At 48.6% G+C, this 17,782-nt stretch carries 18 protein-coding genes; 9 read left to right on the top strand and 9 right to left on the bottom strand.

The annotated features are described in order from the left end of the window. Nucleotides 1-102: 102 nt before the first annotated feature. From rpsR to N774_RS0107795, 4 genes are all read right to left on the bottom strand, one after another. A complete protein-coding gene (gene rpsR / locus N774_RS0107780) occupies nt 103-345 on the bottom strand; it encodes a 30S ribosomal protein S18 (RefSeq protein WP_024860700.1) in 243 nt (80 codons plus the stop codon). Nucleotides 346-384: 39 nt separating this feature from the next. Continuing rightward, nucleotides 385-903, bottom strand: a complete 519-nt coding sequence (locus N774_RS0107785; protein WP_024860701.1) for a single-stranded DNA-binding protein — start codon at nt 901-903, stop codon at nt 385-387. A 29-nt stretch (nt 904-932) separates the two neighbouring features. Beyond that, the gene (gene rpsF / locus N774_RS0107790; protein ID WP_024860702.1) at nt 933-1,229 is read right to left on the bottom strand and encodes a 30S ribosomal protein S6; all 297 of its coding nucleotides are present in this window, start codon (nt 1,227-1,229) and stop codon (nt 933-935) included. A 143-nt stretch (nt 1,230-1,372) separates the two neighbouring features. Then, on the bottom strand, nt 1,373-2,032 hold the full coding sequence (locus N774_RS0107795) for a hypothetical protein (RefSeq protein WP_024860703.1): 660 nt from the start codon (nt 2,030-2,032) through the stop codon (nt 1,373-1,375). A gap of 230 nt (nt 2,033-2,262) precedes the next feature. Here N774_RS0107795 and N774_RS0107800 point away from each other — a divergent pair, with 230 nt between their 5' ends. The 9 genes from N774_RS0107800 (at nt 2,263) to N774_RS0107840 (ending at nt 11,095) form a co-directional block, all read left to right on the top strand. Then, nucleotides 2,263-3,471 carry a cation:proton antiporter gene (locus tag N774_RS0107800; RefSeq protein WP_024860704.1) on the top strand — a complete coding sequence of 403 codons (1,209 nt, stop codon included), beginning with the start codon at nt 2,263-2,265 and terminating at the stop codon, nt 3,469-3,471. A gap of 324 nt (nt 3,472-3,795) precedes the next feature. Beyond that, the gene (gene ispF / locus N774_RS0107805; protein WP_024860705.1) at nt 3,796-4,272 is read left to right on the top strand and encodes a 2-C-methyl-D-erythritol 2,4-cyclodiphosphate synthase; all 477 of its coding nucleotides are present in this window, start codon (nt 3,796-3,798) and stop codon (nt 4,270-4,272) included. A 10-nt stretch (nt 4,273-4,282) separates the two neighbouring features. Further along, on the top strand, nt 4,283-4,591 hold the full coding sequence (locus N774_RS0107810) for a GIY-YIG nuclease family protein (protein ID WP_024860706.1): 309 nt from the start codon (nt 4,283-4,285) through the stop codon (nt 4,589-4,591). A gap of 13 nt (nt 4,592-4,604) precedes the next feature. After that, nucleotides 4,605-5,852 carry a GTPase HflX gene (gene hflX / locus N774_RS0107815; protein WP_024860707.1) on the top strand — a complete coding sequence of 416 codons (1,248 nt, stop codon included), beginning with the start codon at nt 4,605-4,607 and terminating at the stop codon, nt 5,850-5,852. Nucleotides 5,853-6,166: 314 nt separating this feature from the next. After that, nucleotides 6,167-6,880: a hypothetical protein gene (locus N774_RS19450; protein WP_196231538.1), complete on the top strand. Its 714-nt coding sequence runs from the start codon at nt 6,167-6,169 to the stop codon at nt 6,878-6,880. Beyond that, nucleotides 6,867-8,048 carry an LTA synthase family protein gene (locus N774_RS0107825; protein ID WP_024860709.1) on the top strand — a complete coding sequence of 394 codons (1,182 nt, stop codon included), beginning with the start codon at nt 6,867-6,869 and terminating at the stop codon, nt 8,046-8,048. Before N774_RS19450 ends, N774_RS0107825 begins: the two co-directional genes overlap by 14 nt. 19 nt (nt 8,049-8,067) lie before the next feature. Next, nucleotides 8,068-9,348: an aminotransferase class I/II-fold pyridoxal phosphate-dependent enzyme gene (locus tag N774_RS0107830; RefSeq protein ID WP_037280182.1), complete on the top strand. Its 1,281-nt coding sequence runs from the start codon at nt 8,068-8,070 to the stop codon at nt 9,346-9,348. A gap of 117 nt (nt 9,349-9,465) precedes the next feature. Then, nucleotides 9,466-9,807, top strand: coding sequence for a phenylpyruvate tautomerase MIF-related protein (locus N774_RS0107835; RefSeq protein ID WP_024860711.1), 342 nt, complete (start codon nt 9,466-9,468; stop codon nt 9,805-9,807). A 10-nt stretch (nt 9,808-9,817) separates the two neighbouring features. Further along, a complete protein-coding gene (locus tag N774_RS0107840) occupies nt 9,818-11,095 on the top strand; it encodes a dockerin type I repeat-containing protein (RefSeq protein ID WP_024860712.1) in 1,278 nt (425 codons plus the stop codon). Between the two features lie 283 nt (nt 11,096-11,378). On the opposite strand, the gene N774_RS0107845 is transcribed toward N774_RS0107840, so the two are convergent. The 5 genes from N774_RS0107845 to secA form a co-directional block, all read right to left on the bottom strand. Next, nucleotides 11,379-12,023 (bottom strand): HAD family hydrolase, encoded by a 645-nt coding sequence (locus N774_RS0107845; RefSeq protein WP_024860713.1) that lies wholly within the window; start codon nt 12,021-12,023, stop codon nt 11,379-11,381. Between the two features lie 3 nt (nt 12,024-12,026). Next, the gene (hslO, locus tag N774_RS0107850) at nt 12,027-12,899 is read right to left on the bottom strand and encodes an Hsp33 family molecular chaperone HslO (RefSeq protein WP_024860714.1); all 873 of its coding nucleotides are present in this window, start codon (nt 12,897-12,899) and stop codon (nt 12,027-12,029) included. Between the two features lie 13 nt (nt 12,900-12,912). Then, nucleotides 12,913-13,680, bottom strand: coding sequence for a class I SAM-dependent DNA methyltransferase (locus N774_RS0107855; protein ID WP_024860715.1), 768 nt, complete (start codon nt 13,678-13,680; stop codon nt 12,913-12,915). Between the two features lie 156 nt (nt 13,681-13,836). Next, on the bottom strand, nt 13,837-14,799 hold the full coding sequence (locus N774_RS0107860) for a hypothetical protein (RefSeq protein ID WP_024860716.1): 963 nt from the start codon (nt 14,797-14,799) through the stop codon (nt 13,837-13,839). 87 nt (nt 14,800-14,886) lie between these two features. Beyond that, the gene (gene secA, locus N774_RS0107865) at nt 14,887-17,649 is read right to left on the bottom strand and encodes a preprotein translocase subunit SecA (protein ID WP_024860717.1); all 2,763 of its coding nucleotides are present in this window, start codon (nt 17,647-17,649) and stop codon (nt 14,887-14,889) included. Nucleotides 17,650-17,782: the final 133 nt, after the last annotated feature.

Genomic DNA, 17,782 nt, shown 5'->3' on the forward strand with positions numbered 1-17,782 from the left:
GCTCCTTAACCGATGCCGTAAGGAGCGGATACATATGACAGGAACGTCAAAAGATATGAATATGCAAAAAGGGAGGCTTAATGCCTCCCTTGGATTTATGAATTAGTCGCTGATATAAGGAAGCAGAGCGATGTGTCTTGCTCTCTTGATAGCAACTGTGAGCTCACGCTGGTGGTAAGCGCAAGTGCCTGTTACACGTCTGGGAAGAATCTTAGCTCTCTCAGTCATGCACTTTCTGAGCTTAGCGAGATCCTTATAATCGATCTTCTCGATTCTGTCAGCACAGAACATGCAAACCTTCTTGCGAGGCTTCTTTGCAGGACGAGTATTTCTTTCCTTTTCCATGACTTTTCCTCCTATCGTAATAAAGTATAGTTAATTCACTCAGAACGGAACGTCCCCGTCGCTGAGTATTTCCTCAAAATCGCTGAGGTTGCCGTAAGACATACTGTCATTACTTGGTGCGGGCTGCTGTGGAGCTGCCTGCGGAGGAGCGGAATAATTGTTATTGTAATTGTTCTGTGGAGCGCCGTAGCCGCCGTTATTCTGATAACCGCCGCCGTTGCCGCCGCTTTCGCCCTTACCGCCCACGAATTCAACATTATCCACGAACACATCCATAGTGTAGTGTGTTACCTCGGGGTGGTTTCTGTCCTGATAGTTGTTATTTCTGAGTGAGCCCTCTATTGCAATGAGCTTGCCCTTGCTGAAATAACGCGAAACGAACTCTGCTGTCTGTCTCCAAGCTACGCAGGTAATGAAATCAGCCTGTCTTTCGCCTGTAGACTTGTCTGCGAACCTTCTGTCCACAGCCACGGTAAATCTGCATGATGCGATACCGCTCTGAGTCTGTCTCAGTTCAGGGTCGGCAGTGAGCCTTCCAACTAAAATAACCTTATTCATCTGAGCGCCTCCTAAATAATGAAGTAGAATTATTCAACAACTGTTACGAGTGAACGAAGAACGCCGTCTGTGATGTTGAGACGTCTTGAAAGCTCAGCAGGATAATCGGGCTGTGACTGGAATGTGTAGATCACATAGTAGCCCTCTGTCTCGTCCTCGATAGGATATGCAAGCTTACGCTTACCCCAATCCTCGTTGACTTCAACAGCTTCGGCGTGACGCTCGATTCTCTCCTTGAACTTAGCTACGAGAGCCTTCATAGGCTCCTCGCCGTTCTTGAGGCTGAAAACAACCATTACTTCATACTTAGCGGATACCTTTGCCATTTAGCACACCTCCTTCTGGGATCATGCCCGACAACTCACTGCGGGCAAGGATAATAATAGTACCTGTTTACACACGATACTCAAATATTATATCATTTCATTGGCTGCTTGTCAAGCACTTTTTCATAAAAATCGCCGATGTGCTATTTTTCCAGCTTTTTGCCCTTATAGACATAGCTGTCGGACTTGAGCCAGCCGTGCTCGGAAAGGACATAATCCTCCTTATAATTTCTTGCGTCAAAGGTGTCGGGGTCAAGATCGGGCCGCTTTACCAGCGAGCTCATGAACCTGCCGTAAGACCTGAACACCACATTTCCGTCCTCGTCGAGCTCAAAGCTGTTATCGGAGCTCAGGGAATAGACCGTATCGAATTCCTGTCCAACAGGCATTCCGCTGCGCTCCCACAGATTCGTTTTGTGGAAGGTTATGCTGTTCTTTCTCTGCTCGCAGGTGAAGGAGATCATTTTTCCGTCGTATACGCTGCATATCTCTCCGCTGTTATCATCGAAAAAGACATAGAATTCACCTTTGAACCTGTTGTCATAGTCGAGCTCGGGATTCTGTTCCTCTGTCTCCTTGACCTCATATACGCCTCTTTCAAGCCATATACCGTTTTCTCCTATGGGACCTGTCTCGGTGGCAGCTTCGGTGTTTTGCGCAGAACTCATGATGTCAGCCTCTGTTGCCGTGCTGTCTGAAGCTGCAAAGACCTCCTGAGCGCTCGGCTCGGAATAATCCCTGTCAAAAGATGCACAGCCGTAAAGCATGGAAAGTGCTGTGATTGATAAGATCAGTTTTTTCATAGTATCGACCGTTCCTCATTTGGATTTTGTGGTTTATGTGAATTGATTAATTAAAACTATTATATCACATAAGTTTCATATTTGCAACTCATTTTTTGCGCTTTTTTTACTTAAACTGCTGTTTTTCGGGCAGAACCGCAAAAAAGTTGACATTTGCAAGGTTTCATAGTATAATAAATGTATATGGGAGCATTTTTGCTCCCTTTATTTACGAAAGGATATGAATATGAATGGCAACCTATGAGATACTCAAAGACCTTGCGATAATCTTTATCTGCGCAAAGGCTGCCGGACTTCTTGCAAGAAGACTGAAGGCGCCTATGGTCGTGGGAGAAATAGTCGCGGGACTGCTTATCGGACCGTGTCTGCTGGGCTGGGTGGAGCCTACCCCGTTTATCAAGCAGATGGCTGAGATAGGCGTTATTCTTATTATGTTCTCGGCAGGACTTGAAACGAACCTTCAGGAAATGAAAAAATCGGGATTTGCGGCGTTCCTTATCGCCTGCGTGGGAGTTTTAGTACCGCTGGTGGGCGGAAGTCTGCTTTATATGTGCGTTTACGGCTTCTCGGAGTTTGGCTCCGACGAGTTCTTCAAGGCGGTGTTCATCGGCTGTATAATGACGGCGACCTCAGTCGGCATAACAGTCGAGGTACTGAAAGAAATGGGCAAGCTGAAAAGCCGCGTGGGACAGACCATACTCAGTGCCGCTATCATAGACGACGTTATCGGTATCATCGTCCTCACCTTTGTACTCGGCTTCAAGGATCCCGACAGCAATACTCTCCTCGTTACGGGAAAGATACTGCTTTTCCTTGTGCTGTCGCTGGTCATCGGCTTCATCATCTACAAGGTGTTCAAGTTCTACGATGACAGACACGCTCACACAAGACGTATACCTATCATCGCTATAACCCTTTGTTTCATAATGGCGTATATTGCCGAGAAATACTTCGGTATCGCCGATATCACAGGCGCTTATATCGCAGGAATAATCCTCTGCAACGTCCGCGACGCCGAGTACATAGACCGCCGCGTAAATATCAACGGATATATGTTCTTTGCACCTATGTTTTTTGTAGGTATCGGTCTTGAAACCGACCTTAAAACCGTTGACTCCAGCATGATAGTGTTCTCAATAGGCTTTGTTCTGGTAGCTATGCTCAGCAAGGTCATCGGCTGCGGACTGGTTTCAAAGTGCTTTAAGTACAGCTGGCTCGACTGCCTGAAGATAGGCGCAGGCATGATGACACGCGGCGAGGTAGCCCTCATCATCACAAACAAGGGACTTGGTCTTGGTATCATCGACTCGTCATATTTTACGGCAGTTATACTGCTCATAATCGTATCAAGTATCGTTACGCCTATAATTTTAAAGCTGCTTTTCGGAAAATCCCATGATGAAGCAGAAACGGCTGTTGAAACAAAAGCCACATCATAACACGCATTTGTAGGGGACGGCGTCCTCGACGTCCCTTTAAGGGAACGCCTTCTCTTGCAAGGCGTTCCCTCTTTCCAAACAGTCCACTGGACTGTTTGGAAATTCACCCTTTGCGAGGCGCTTTGTAACTGTGGGGCTTTGCCCACCCCCACCAGAGGCGCTGCCTCTGACCTAACAGGTACGTCCCCTCTGTCGCTTCGCGACATCTCCCCATTTTATGGGGAGTCACTCCGCCAAAGGGACAAAGTCCCTTTGGAATCCCATTCATGCGCTAAGCAAAAAATTACTGTAATTCTTCTACTTACTTATCGAAAGGAGAAAAATATGTTCAGAATAGGTCACGGTTACGACGTTCACAAGCTGGTGGAGGGCAGAAAGCTCATTCTCGGCGGTATCGAGATACCTCACGTTACGGGGCTTCTCGGTCACTCCGACGCGGACGTCCTCGTTCACGCTATCATGGACGCTATGCTGGGGGCTCTTGCCATGGGTGACATCGGTCACCTCTTCCCCGACAACGACGACAGCTTCAAGGACGCCGACAGCATGAAGCTCATGGCTGAGGTATGCCGCAGGATAAGAGCCGAGGGCTGGGAAATAGGCAATATAGACGCTACTATAATCGCACAGGCTCCCAAGCTCGCTCCACATATCATGGCTATGCGGGAGAATATCGCCAAGGTCTGCGGCTGCGACGTTTCGCAGATAAGCGTTAAGGCTACCACCGAGGAACACCTGGGCTTCACAGGCGAAAAGCTGGGCATGTCCGCTCACGCTGTAGCTCTCATGTGCAAGGCTTAAAAAGCTTCCGATGTACTACATCTACATCATAAAATGCGAGGGAGACCTGCTCTATACGGGCATAACCACCGACGTTGACCGCAGAATGGACGAGCACTTCGGCAGAACGACCAAATGTGCAAAGTTCACGCGTTCACACAAGGCGCTCTCCCTTGAAGCTCTGTGGAGCTGCGGCGACAGAAGTCTCGCATCAAAGCTGGAATACCGCATAAAACAGCTTACAAAAGCACAAAAGCTCCGCCTTATTGCAGACAACGCCTGCTTTTCGGAGCTGTTTGGCACTGAAAATACAGAACTCTACTGCCGAGAGATCATCTGACAAGGAGTATCATATGTACGAAAACAAAACCGACGACCTTCCCGTAAAAGCCGTCCTTGCCTGCGTTGATACAGGTGAATTCGACGCCGAGGTCTCAATAAACGAGCTTGAAGAGCTGGCGACCACCGCAAACGCAGAGGTGGTGGGCTCTGTCATACAGAAGCGCCCCACATATGACCCTGCCACCTGTATGGGCGCAGGCAGACTGGAGGAGCTTAAAGAGCAGCTTGAAGCCCTCAAAGCCGAGCTGGTCATCTTCGACCACGAGCTCACGGGAGTTCAGGTGCGAAATATCGAGGATATACTGGACGTCCGCGTTATCGACCGCACCACGCTCATACTTGACATCTTCGCTCAGCGTGCCCGCACAAAAGAGGGTAAATTGCAGGTAGAGCTGGCTCAGCAAAAGTACCGTCTTCCCCGTCTGACGGGTATGGGTACTGCCCTTTCGAGACTGGGCGGCGGTATCGGCACAAGAGGTCCGGGCGAGACCAAGCTGGAGACCGACAAGCGCCATATCCGCAAGCGCATCAGCTACCTTGAAGCGGAGCTTGAAGAGCTTAAAAAGCACCGTAACTTCTCGCGGTCACGCCGCAAAAAAGACGGTGTGCTCTGTGCTGCTATCGTCGGCTACACAAATGTGGGCAAGTCCACGCTGCTGAACGCTCTCACCGATGCAGGCGTTCTCGCCGAAAACAAGCTCTTTGCTACACTTGATATCACCTCCCGTTCCATAGAGCTCCCCGACGGCAGAAGCGTCATGCTCATTGACACGGTCGGACTTATCAGGCGTCTGCCACATAATCTGGTAGAGGCGTTCAAGTCCACACTTGAAGAAGCGGCGGCTGCGGATATCATACTCAATGTGCAGGACCTTTCCTCCCCTGAGATAAAGGAACAGGCTGAGGTAACGGCAAGTCTTCTGAATGAGCTGGGCTGTGAGGGCATACCCCAGATATACGTCATGAACAAGGCTGACGCCGCACCGTTCACGGATACTGTCTTTGAGGACGACAACACTGTTATGATAAGCGCCAAGGAGCACACAGGCTTTGATAAGCTCCTTGAATGTATAATGAAGAACCTCCCCGAGACCGCCAAGCGCATGAAGCTGCTTATCCCCTACGACAAGGGAGCTTTTCTCGGCAGGATAAGGCAGGACGGCAAGATATTCTCCGAGGAATACGCCGAGAACGGCACTCTTATCGACGCACTTGTGGACGTGAAGCTCATCAAGGAAGCGGAAAGCTACAAGGTGTGATGTCTTTTCAGCGTAATGTTTTTTATTACGCTTTTGCATTATGCACAATTCTAAATGGAAATGATTAGGCAAAAAGCTAAAAATTATTAACTCATCGTAACATTTGTTCAGAGCTGTTTACATTGCCCCATATCTTATTGTACACTTATTATGTATAGCTTTATCTTGCAGGAAGCAGTTTTATAATTGCCAAAGGAGTTCAGACGAACATGGTCAACAGGATCAGAAGTATCTTTTCCAAGAAGGATACTGAGAATAATTCAAAATTTAAAAGCTGTATCAGAAAACTCTTGCCATATCTGTTGTTTCTTTTCATGATACTTACTATAAATTATGCCTATTATTATTACGACGATGTAATAGTTATAAACACCCTTGATATTATCACACTGAGCATTGCAGGCATAGTTCTGCTGGCCACACTGATAATCCTTTTAAGGCACAACCTCAGAATCAAAAAAGAAACGGAATATGAGCCTATTATTATCGCAATAATATTCGGTGTCCTCAATTACTGGGTATGCGAGACTGTAAACAGCTTTTCTGTTCTTAAGGAGTATTATGTTTTTACGTTAATAGGCATTTTTCTGAATATACTGCCTTTCATTCTGGGAGTTGTATTATTCAGAAATCCGAAAATATGGTTCTGTATTTTTCAGATACTGATGAGCGCTTTCTGTATTTTACAGTATTATCTGCTCCTGCTGCGAGGCTCACCGGTCAGAGCCGCTGATATCCACAACATAAAAAGCGGAATGGCTATCAAGGATCAGTACAGCTTTGAATTGTCTTCCAAGGTTATTTTTACGCTGGTCGTTCTGACAGTATCAATGGTCTGGCTGTGCACCCTGCGTTTCAAAAAGAGCCGCCTGTCCAAGAGAGCAATTACCATTACAGCAGCTGCCGCCTCTACTATTATTGTCACTTTTTCGTCTAAAAGCTTCTTCAGTTCGGTATACGGCCTCGGAATGTGGCACCCCGAAAAAAACAGTTTCCGATGTAGGCAGTCTGACATTGGTATACTATGATGTTTTAAACAACCATGTTTACAAAGCCCAGAACTATTCCGACGAGCAGGTCACGGCTATACTCGATAAATACCAGACCGAGGAAAAAGATATCGGAACGCCGATAATATTGGCAGTACTGAACGAAAGTGCTGCCGATCATAAAATTATAGCTGATTATTCTGTAAATCAAGACGTTCTCCCGACATGGAGGGCATTAAAGGAAAACACTATAAAAGGATATGTTGCAGTAACTCCCTATGGCAACGGCACCTGCAATGCAGAATATGAATTCCTTACAGGCAATTCAATGCTGTTCCTTCCGGACTGCCTCGGAGTTTACCCGGAATATATAAAGAGCCATAAAGCAAGCATTGTAGATACATTCAATGCATACGGTTTTGATACCGTGGGCATATCACCTGTTCAAAGGAAACTGTGGAATGTCGGCGAAGTATACGATCATCTTGGATTTGACCGTACATACTTCCTTGACGGGCCTGATGCCATTAGTCCTCCGGATGATATGGACAGCAACTTCTATAAGGAGATCTACAGGATAACAGATAACCGTGACAAGAGCAAGGGACTTTTTATAATGGCTTCAACTATGCAGAACCACGCCCCGTATGAAGAATACCGTTCCACCGATATAAAGCTGAAAAGCCCTTATTATCAGGAGGCGGAAGTTTACCTAAACTCCCTTTATCTGAGCGATAAAGCTACTCTTGAACTTATAGACCACTACAAGGATTATGATGAAAAGGTAATAATAGTGATGTTCGGCGACCATTTTCCGAACCTCCGTGATTTCGACGATGCACTGCTTTGCTCGCATCCCGAAGCAGATGAACTTGAAAGGGAAAGACTGACTCATCAGACACCGTTTTTCATATGGTGCAATCAAGATATAGAAGAAAAGGAGATCGAAGACATAAGTCTTAATTATCTTTCAAACGAAGTCATGAATGCCGCCGGCATCCCATTAACTCCGGTACAGCAGGAACTTGAACATATAAGAGCAGATATCCCCGTAATAACAGGCTGGGGATATAAGGGCAGCAACGGCAAATGGTACTCAAACGCTGAATTTCAGAGCGGACATCAAGATAACGATGAATACAAAGATATCCTCAATGAATACTCCGCTATCTGTTATTACAGATTATTTAAGCAGGATAATTTTTGATAAAACGAAAGGATAAATAATGAATAATAAGATAAACGAATTATACGGCTTCGACAGCAAGCTTGCCGAGCTTGCCGCTCAGGCAGAAAAAAACTGCGCAGAAGCCTTTGCAAAAATAGACGCCACCGCCGAATACTGCGGAGCTAAAGTGCTGAAGGCTTTCTCCGATAACAAGGTCAGCGAGCCATGCTTCTACGGCTCTACCGGCTACGGTTACGGAGATATGGGACGTGAGGTCATCGACAAGGTGTTCGCTCAGGCTCTCGGCGCTGAGGACGCTCTTGTGCGCTTCAACTTCGTGTCGGGCACTCACGCCCTGTCTGTAGCGCTCTTCGGAGTTCTCCGCGCAGGCGACAAGATAGTTTCCATTACAGGCAAGCCCTACGACACTCTCGAAGAGGTCATCGGCATAAGCGGTGACAAGGGCAACGGCTCCCTCATGGACTTCGGCGTGGAGTACGGACAGGTAGACCTCAATACGGACGGCACTCCCAAGCTTGACGAGATAACAGAAGCCGTCAAGGGCGCAAAGGTGGCTTACATACAGCGCTCCCGCGGCTATTCTCTCCGCGGAGCTTTTACCATTGCCGACATCGAGAAGATGATAAACGCCGCTAAAAAGGGCAACCCCGACGTTATCATCATGGTGGACAACTGCTACGGTGAGTTCGTGGAGGACAGAGAGCCTACTGCTGTAGGCGCTGACGTTATCATCGGTTCCCTTATCAAGAATGCAGGCGGCGGTATTGCACGTACAGGCGGATATATCGCAGGCCGTGCAGACCTTGTGGAGCTCTGCTCATACCGTCTCACATGCGTTGGCATGGGCAAGGAGGTGGGCTGTACCCTCGGTATGAACCGCGAAATGCTCATGGGTATATTCTTTGCTCCCGACGTTGTGGCAAACGCCATAAAGACCTGCACTTTTGCAAGCGAACTGTTCACACTTCTCGGCTTTGAGTGCTCTCCACGCAAGGACGAGCCCCGCGGTGACATAATCACTGCCGTCAAGCTGGGCGACGAGGAGCATCTCTGCGCATTCTGCCGCGGCATACAGAAAGGCGCACCCGTGGACTCATTTGTTACTCCCGAGCCGTGGGACATGCCCGGCTATTCAAGTCAGGTCATCATGGCGGCAGGAGCTTTTACCAACGGAGCTTCCATAGAGCTGTCCGCAGACGCTCCGCTCCGCGAACCCTATGCAGTATGGATGCAGGGCGGTATCACCTACACAAGCGGCAAGCTGGGAGTAATGCTTGCGGCACAGGAAATGCTTTCAGAAAATCTTATTAAGCTTTAACAGCTTTGCCGTTAAAGCTTAAAGCCCTTAGCCTTTAGCTTTTAGCCATTAGGAAGCGGCTTCGCCGCCCCTACAAGCTAATGGCTAACGGCTAAAAAACAATGAGGAGGATTTATTATGCCATTTATCGACATCAAAACAAACGTATCCGTATCCGAGGAGCAGAAAACATCCATCAAGTCCGCTATGGGACGCGCTATCACAGCTATCCCCGGCAAGTCCGAGGGCTGGCTCATGGTGGGTATACAGCCTGAATATGACCTCTGGTTCAAGGGCGAGAGCGCTCCTGCTGCTATGGTGGAGGTCTCCATTTTCGGCAGCGCTTCTTCAAACGCTCTTGTAACTCTCACAAGCCACATCACAGGCATACTCACCGACAACATCGGTATACCTTCAGACCGTGTGTACGTCAAGTACACAAGTACCAGCGACTGGGGCTGGAACGGCTCTAACTTCTGAGGTGATAAATATGAAACTTTATAAATTCTGCGGACTTCTTACAGCAGCAGTATTTTGCGCGTCATCAATGACCGTTACAAGCATTGGCGACAAGGGCTTCCGTGCTTCTGCCGATGAATGGTGCTACGCAGGAGAGACCTGCGAGCCGCTTCACGATACTTCACGCAATATTCAGGAAGAGGGTGTTGGAAATCCGCTGAACTTCGGGGAGAGAAATACTCCTGCCGACGCTTCCACAGCGGAGATACGCGCTATCAACCACAAAATGACCGTTCAGGAGGTCAAGTACGCTCTCTACAAGGAAATAGACGAGCACTGGGACCTTATCTCCACACGTCTGGGACAGACTGACCGTGAAAAGATGTACGCCCTTTTCCTCGGACTGGGTTCAAGAGAGTCCACTCTCGGCGAGGGCAAGATAGGCTCAGACCACGAAACAGCCTACGAGGACGGCTGGGGAGTAAACTCCGCCCACGCCTACGGCACATTGCAGACCGCCGTTACTGCTTTCAAGGACTGCGACCCAAAATTCATGCCCGAGGACAACGTCCCCGAAATGTTCCAGTATTCATTTACCGAGTCAAACTTCTATGACTGCATAATCTCCAATCACATGGGCATCAGAAAGATACTCCACTTTGCGGAGATATGCATAAACGAGCAGGGAATGAACGACTATCAGGTAATAAGGAACAGCCTTAAAGGCTTCAACACAGGCTGGTGTACCAAGGCTGAGGACGACGGTGCTTACGCAACCTACGCTGATGAGATATGCGCAATGGCGCAGTTCTATTACTATGAGGGACACCTCTACGATAACGTATTTACATGGACCTCGGCAAACGGAGAAAAGATCAATAAATACCGTACTCCCGACCGCTGGGACTGGTGGGGCGACGGTGTTCCAAGCATGGCTCCCATTGAGGATAAGCCTGTGACCACTACCACCACAACAACTACTTCCACCACTACCACTTCAACTTCCACAGCAACATCATCTGCCACGACTACTACTGAAACAACTTCAACAAGCACAGACAAAAAGGACATAGTATACGGCGATGCAAACTGCGACGGTGCAGTTGATATGTCCGATGTTGTGCTTATCATGCAGTCACTTGCCAATCCCAACAAGTACGGCTTGGAGGGCTCCGACAGCAAACATCTGACAGCAAAAGGCGCAGACAACGCCGACGTTGATACCTCCAGCAAGGGAGTTACTTCAAATGACGCCCTGTGTATTCAGGAGTATCTGCTCCATAAGATAACAACACTTGATCCTGCATAAAAAACTAAAGCCGCTGCAATTGCAGCGGCTTAACTTTTGTTTTCTCGTTCAAGGGACGCCCTCTCTTGCAGGGCCCCCTAATCGGGTCCGTCCCCTCTGTCGCGTTGCGACATCTCCCCACCCCGTGGGGAGTCACCCTCTAAAAAAAACAGTCCACTGGACTGTTTTTTTTAATTCACCCTTGCTGAGCGCTTTGTAACTGTGGAGCTTTGCCCCACACCCCACCAGAGGAGCTGCCTCTGGACTCTGCCAAAGTGAGTATACTCCCTTTGGAATCCCATTCTTATTTTAATATAATATTTATAATGTCAGACGACTTCTCCGCAATATAGTCCGCGCCCTCGCTTTCAAGCTCAGCGCGTCCGCGGAAGCCCCACGCACAGCCGATACTTCCGATGCCTGCATTCTTTGCAGTCTGAACATCAACATTGCTGTCCCCTATCATGTACACGCGGTTCTCAACATCTGGCAGAGCCGCGAATATCTCAATAAGTATGGCACTGTCGGGCTTGGTGGGTCTGTAGTCCACGCCTCCAAGCACCTTGATGAAATCAATATCAGGAAGAAGCTCCCATACTATCTCCCGCGCCACGTCCTGTGGCTTGTTTGTGGCAACAGCGAGAACAACTCCGTTATCGCTGAGCTTTTCAAGAGTCTCTTTCATTCCGTCGTAGAGCACGGTCTTGTCAAGATAATGCACATCATAATACTCCTTGAACAAGCTGTGGAGCTCCGCCGCCCTGTCCTTTTTTCCCTCGGGAAGAGCACGCTCGCAGAGCTTTTTCACTCCGTTGCCCACCATTTTCTTATAGCTCTCATAATCATGAGTGGGACAGCCAAGCTTTTCAAGCCCGTAGTTCACCGCGTCGCCAAGGTCGTATATGGTATTTGCAAGAGTGCCGTCAAGGTCGAATATTGCCGTTATCATAGCTTATTCACCCATGAGCTTTCTTATCTCATCGGCAGTGAACACGTATTCCTTGCCGCAGAAATGACAGCTTACCGCAGTATCAACGCCCTCGTCGGCTATGGCTTTCAGCTCGTCCTTTCCAATACTGATAAGCACGCGCTCGGTGCGCTCACGGCTGCAATCGCACTTGTATACAGGCTCGGCGGTGTCAAGCACATTGGGTTCAAGTCCGTCAAGGAGCATATTTGCTATCTCCTCGGGAGTTATGCCCTCGTCCAGCATTGCCGATACGGGACGTATCTTAGCCACATTCTTCTCGATAATGTCTATGCACTTCTCGTCCGCAAAGGGCAGGAGCTGCACAAGAAAGCCCCCTGCTGCTTTTACAGTAAGGTCGGGATTTACAAGGACTCCCAGACTGCACACTGTAGGTATCTGCTCGCTGGTAGCGTAATAGCTTGCGATATCCTCGGCTATCTCTCCCGAAACAAGGGGGATAACGCCTACATAGGGCTCCTTCAGTCCCATATCCTTTACAACGGACAGAGTACCGTCCCTGCCCACTGCGCCGCCTACGTCAAGCTTGCCCTGCGCATTGAGGGGAAGCTCCACAACGGGATTGTTAACGCAGCTCTTTACATTGCCGCGGCTGTCTGCAACTGCCACAAGCTGTCCCGAGGGTCCGCCGCCGTCCACACGGAGAGTAACGCTGTCCTCCTCGCCTTTCAGCATATAGCCCATAAGTGAAGCAGCTATAGTAAGCCTGCCCAGACCTGCTGTGATAACAGCTGAGGTCTTGTGTATGCGCTCTATCTCCGAAACTATATCCTTAGCGTCAAGAACTGCCGCAAATGCAGAACCGTCCGCTGATATCGCCCTGTATAAATTACCCATTTTACTTATCCTTTCAATATTTCTGACCGCTTCTGATACACCTTGCGGCATAGACTATGCGCTGTGAATCAGACCTCGGCAGTTCAAATGTATCGTCCCCGTACTTGCCCAGCAGCTCAAAGCCGCACTCGGTCAGAAGCCTTTCAATATCGCCCTCGCTGAAAGCTCTCTCGGAAAAGACGTCGGAGCTTCTGGAGTACATTCCGTTTTCCTCGTGCTCGAAGAATTCAAGGTTCATTCTGACCTCAAGGGTGTCGGGGTCAAGAGTGTTCTCCCAGACGCAGTACACATCTTCTGTCTCATAGGTAAATGTGTTATTGGCAAGCACTGCTCTGTGCTTATAGGGAGTGTTCACGTCAAAGAGGAAAAGCCCGTCCTGCTCGGAGAACAATGCCACGCCCTCAAAGACCTTTTTCACATCGTCGATATCTGCAAGGTGATTGATGCTGTCAAGAGCGCATATGGTCACATCTACGGTACCGAACAGATCAAGCCTGCGCATATCCTGACAGATATACTGTATATTCAGACCGCTGTCGAACTTCTTGTCCATAGCTATGCCCAGCATTTCCTCTGAATAGTCCACGCCTATGACATCATAGCCAAGCCTCGCCATTACCTCCGAGATGCTTCCCGTACCGCAGGCAAGGTCAAGCAGGAGATTCCCCTCTGTAGTCTTGAAGCGCTTTATGATACTGTGAAAGTATTCTCCCCGCTTTTTATAATCGATATTTGCGGTAAGCTGGTCATAGTAACGTGCAAAGGCACTGTATCCGCTCATGTGATCCTCCCCTTTTATAAAGCTTTTCCTGACTCAAAGCATTCTCTCCGCAAGAGCATCTGTCAGGGAAACGTATGACTTAAACAAAGGGCTGCACCATTTTCGGCGCAGCCCGCTTCTGTTATTCAGCAAAGCCGAAATTCAGAAATGATCTTATCATTCTTCCTCGATCGGTGTTGTGGTACCTTCCTCATAAGGTTCACCGTTATCGTGTTCAACAGTTCTTGATAACTGGAAACCGTTCTCATCATAGGTTATAGTCTCAACGATTATATCTCCGTCAACAGTATACTGGTGGATATACTCCCTGAGAACAAGCTGATTCTGGCTGTTCCACTCATAGAACTTCTGGTTCCAGTCAACACCGTTGATGTTTTCAAGGACCTTGAGTCTGTTGGTGCTCTCCTGTATCTTTGTCTCAAATTTAAGGCTGTTGAGCTCGCTCCATGAGACATAGGCACCCTTTTCGGGGTCATATCTGAAATACTTGCCTGTCTTGTTGAGATCGTCGCTTTTCTCTGCTACAAAGAGGTCGGGATAGCCGTCGAAGTCATAGTCCACGCTCTCGATAAAGTCGTTGATGGTCTTTGACGGGCTCTCTTCAAGCTTTTCCTTTATCTCAGAGGTATCAACGGTAAGCGTCTGAGGCGAACGGCTCTTGCCGTCGCTGTACGGACGTATCACTTCAAGCTTGTCATCCTTGAGTTCAAAGGTTATTGAGCTGTAATCCTTGGGATCGTATGTAGCAGGCTGTGTAGTGGGCTGCTGAGTTGAAGTTGAAGATGTAGTAGTTTTGGAAGTCGTTCTCGGAGCTGTAGGTACTACTCTTGTAGTTCCGTGTACTACGCTGCCGCCCGAGGCTCTGGTAACTACTCGTCCTGTTGACTTTACAGAAGTAGTCGTTCCCGAGATCTTATCGCCTGCCTTTTGGGTAGTGGTGGTTTTCTTATCGTCATCATCAGTGGTAGTCTCGGCCTCTGTAGAAGATGTCTCACTTGTAGTTGCAGCAGCTGTACCCGAAACGATCTCGATCTGACTGCTCACTTCGGAAACATCCTTGACCTTACCGCAGCCTGACAGCAATGCGAGAAGAACAACGGGAAGAATATACTTTTTCATAATGTCACCTCATAAAACCTTTCTTTCTCTTTCAAAAAAGCCTTTCATGCCGAAAGGGGCGACTGACGCCCCCTCTCGGTACTGGTATCACTTGCTTGCCATATCCTTGGCCTTGCAGCATTTTTTATACTTCTTACCGCTTCCACATGGACACGGATCATTATCGCCTATCTTCTTTGCGCGTACAGGCTCTTCGGAGAAGCTTCCGTCGCCTGCTCCTGCATTGGGAGCATCGGGCTGAGCTACCTGCTCACGCTCGGGAGCCTCGTTTCTCTGGAGCTTTACTGTAAGGAGCATACGGATAGTATCCTCACGGATAGCCTCTACCATAGCGTCGAACATCTCAAAGCCCTCGTAACGGTACTCGATAACAGGGTTCTTCTGACCGTATGAACGGAGTCCGATACCCTTCTTGAGCTCTTCCATATCGTCGATGTGAGCCATCCACTTTGTATCAACGACCTTGAGGAGGATAACTCTTTCGAGCTCACGCATGATCTCTGAGCCGTATTCCTCTTCCTTAGCCTGATAGATCTCTCCTGCCTTGGTGCTGAGAGCATTGATGATGTCTTCCTTGGATACCTCCTGAAGCTCCTCGTCTGTGAATGTAAGGTCCTCAGGACCGATGAGCCAGCCGAGGAAGTGCTCCTTGAGTCCCACAACGTTCCAGTCGTCCTTTACCTCGTCGTCAACAAGGTAGGTGTCAACTGTAGAACTGATAAGGTCTTCCATCATCTTGAGTATGCTCTCGTGGAGATCTTCGCCGTCGAGCACCTGTGCTCTCTGCTTGTAGATGATCTCACGCTGTGTATTCATAACGTCGTCGTAGTTGAGGACGTTCTTTCTTATGCTGAAGTTCTGACCCTCGACCTTCTTCTGTGAGGACTCGATGATCCTTGTGAGCATCTTGCTCTCGATAGGAGTATTCTCGTCAACGTTGAGAGTTCTCATAAGGTTTTCGAGGCGGTCACCTGCGAATATACGCATGAGGTTATCCTCTACCGAGAGGAAGAAGCAGCTCTCGCCCTCGTCGCCCTGACGTCCTGAACGTCCGCGGAGCTGGTTATCGATACGGCGTGATTCGTGACGCTCTGTACCGAGGATATAAAGTCCGCCTGCTTCCTTGACTGCAACAGCCTTTTCCTTTACCTCTGCGTTGTATTTATCGTAAAGCTCACGGTAGAGCTTTCTTGCGTCGATTACTTCCTGAACATCTGTATCAGCGAAGCCGATAGCCTCAGAGATTATCTCCTCGGGTATCTCGCGCTTTCTCAGCTCTGCTCTTGCAAGGAACTCTGCGTTACCGCCCAGCATGATATCGGTACCACGTCCTGCCATGTTGGTAGCAATGGTAACAGCGCCGTACTTACCTGCCTGAGCAACGATCTCAGCTTCCTTAGCGTGCTGCTTGGCGTTGAGCACCTCGTGCTTGATGCCCTTTCTCTTCAGCATAGCTGAGAGGAGCTCTGACTTCTCGATAGAAACAGTACCAACGAGGATAGGCTGTCCCTTGTCGTGACACTCCTTGATCTTCTCGATGATAGCGGCATACTTGCCCTTTTCTGTTGTATATACCTGATCGTTGTGATCGATACGGATAACAGGCTTGTTTGTTGGGATAGCGATAACGTCAAGCTTGTATATCTCCTTGAACTCGTCCTCTTCGGTCATGGCAGTACCTGTCATACCCGAGAGCTTTGTGTAAAGACGGAAGAAGTTCTGGAAGGTGATAGTAGCAAGGGTCTTTGACTCGCTCTTGATCTTAACGCCCTCCTTAGCCTCGATAGCCTGGTGGAGACCGTCATTGAAACGACGTCCCATCATAAGACGTCCTGTGAACTCATCAACGATGATGATCTCGCCGTCCTTGACAACGTAGTCGATGTCGTTCTTCATAACGCCGTTAGCCTTGATAGCCTGATTGATGTGGTGGAGAAGGGTCATATTCTCGGAATCCATAAGGTTCTCGACTCTGAACGCCTGCTCTGCCTTCTTGACACCGCGCTGGGTGATAGTAGCTGTCTTAGCCTTTTCGTCGATGATATAGTCAGCAGTATCGTTGATCGACTCCTGATCCACCTTGTCGTCCATTTCAACGACAGTAGTAGCGGTAAGGGTCTTTGCAAAGCGGTCAACGATAGCATAGAGGTCTGTGGACTTGTCGCCGCGTCCCGAAATGATAAGCGGAGTACGAGCCTCGTCGATGAGGATAGAGTCTACCTCGTCCACGATAGCAAAGTTGGGAGCACGCTGAACGCGCTCTTCCTTATGAGTTACCATGTTGTCACGGAGGTAATCGAAGCCCAGCTCGTTATTGGTAGCATAGGTTACATCACAGTTGTATGCGGCACGGCGCTGATCATTGTTGAGACCGTGGAGGATACAGCCTACTGTAAGTCCCAGCCAGCGGAGAACCTTGCCCATTTCCTCAGCCTGTGTCTTGGCGAGGTAGTCGTTAACGGTAACGACGTGGACGCCCAGACCTGAAAGCGCATTGAGGTATGAAGCTACGCAGGCAACGAGAGTTTTACCTTCACCTGTTTTCATCTCGGCGATACGTCCCTGATGAAGAACGATAGCACCGATGATCTGTACGGGATAAGGCTTTTTCTCCAGAACACGCCATGCTGCTTCTCTTACGGTAGCAAGAGCCTCGGGGAGGATATCGTCAAGAGTCTCGCCGTCCTCAAGTCTCTCCTTGAATTCAGCGGTCTTGCCCTTGAGCTCTGCGTCGGAGAGCGCCTGATACTCCTCGTCCAGTTCGAGGACTTTATTTTTAATAGGTTCGATACGCTTGAGCTCGCGGTTTGAGTAAGCGTTCGGACCGAAAATGTTCTTGAATAAACCCATTTTGCTTTCCGCCTTTACTTTATTATAGTGTAAGTCTGATAAATCATATAAGTAGACATAATATATTTTACATCAAACGACATTGTTTGTCAATACCCATAATTGAAATAGCGGACAAAGTCCGCTATTTTAC

Source organism: Ruminococcus flavefaciens AE3010, assembly GCF_000526795.1.
Taxonomy (GTDB): Bacteria; Bacillota; Clostridia; order Oscillospirales; family Ruminococcaceae; genus Ruminococcus; species Ruminococcus flavefaciens_D.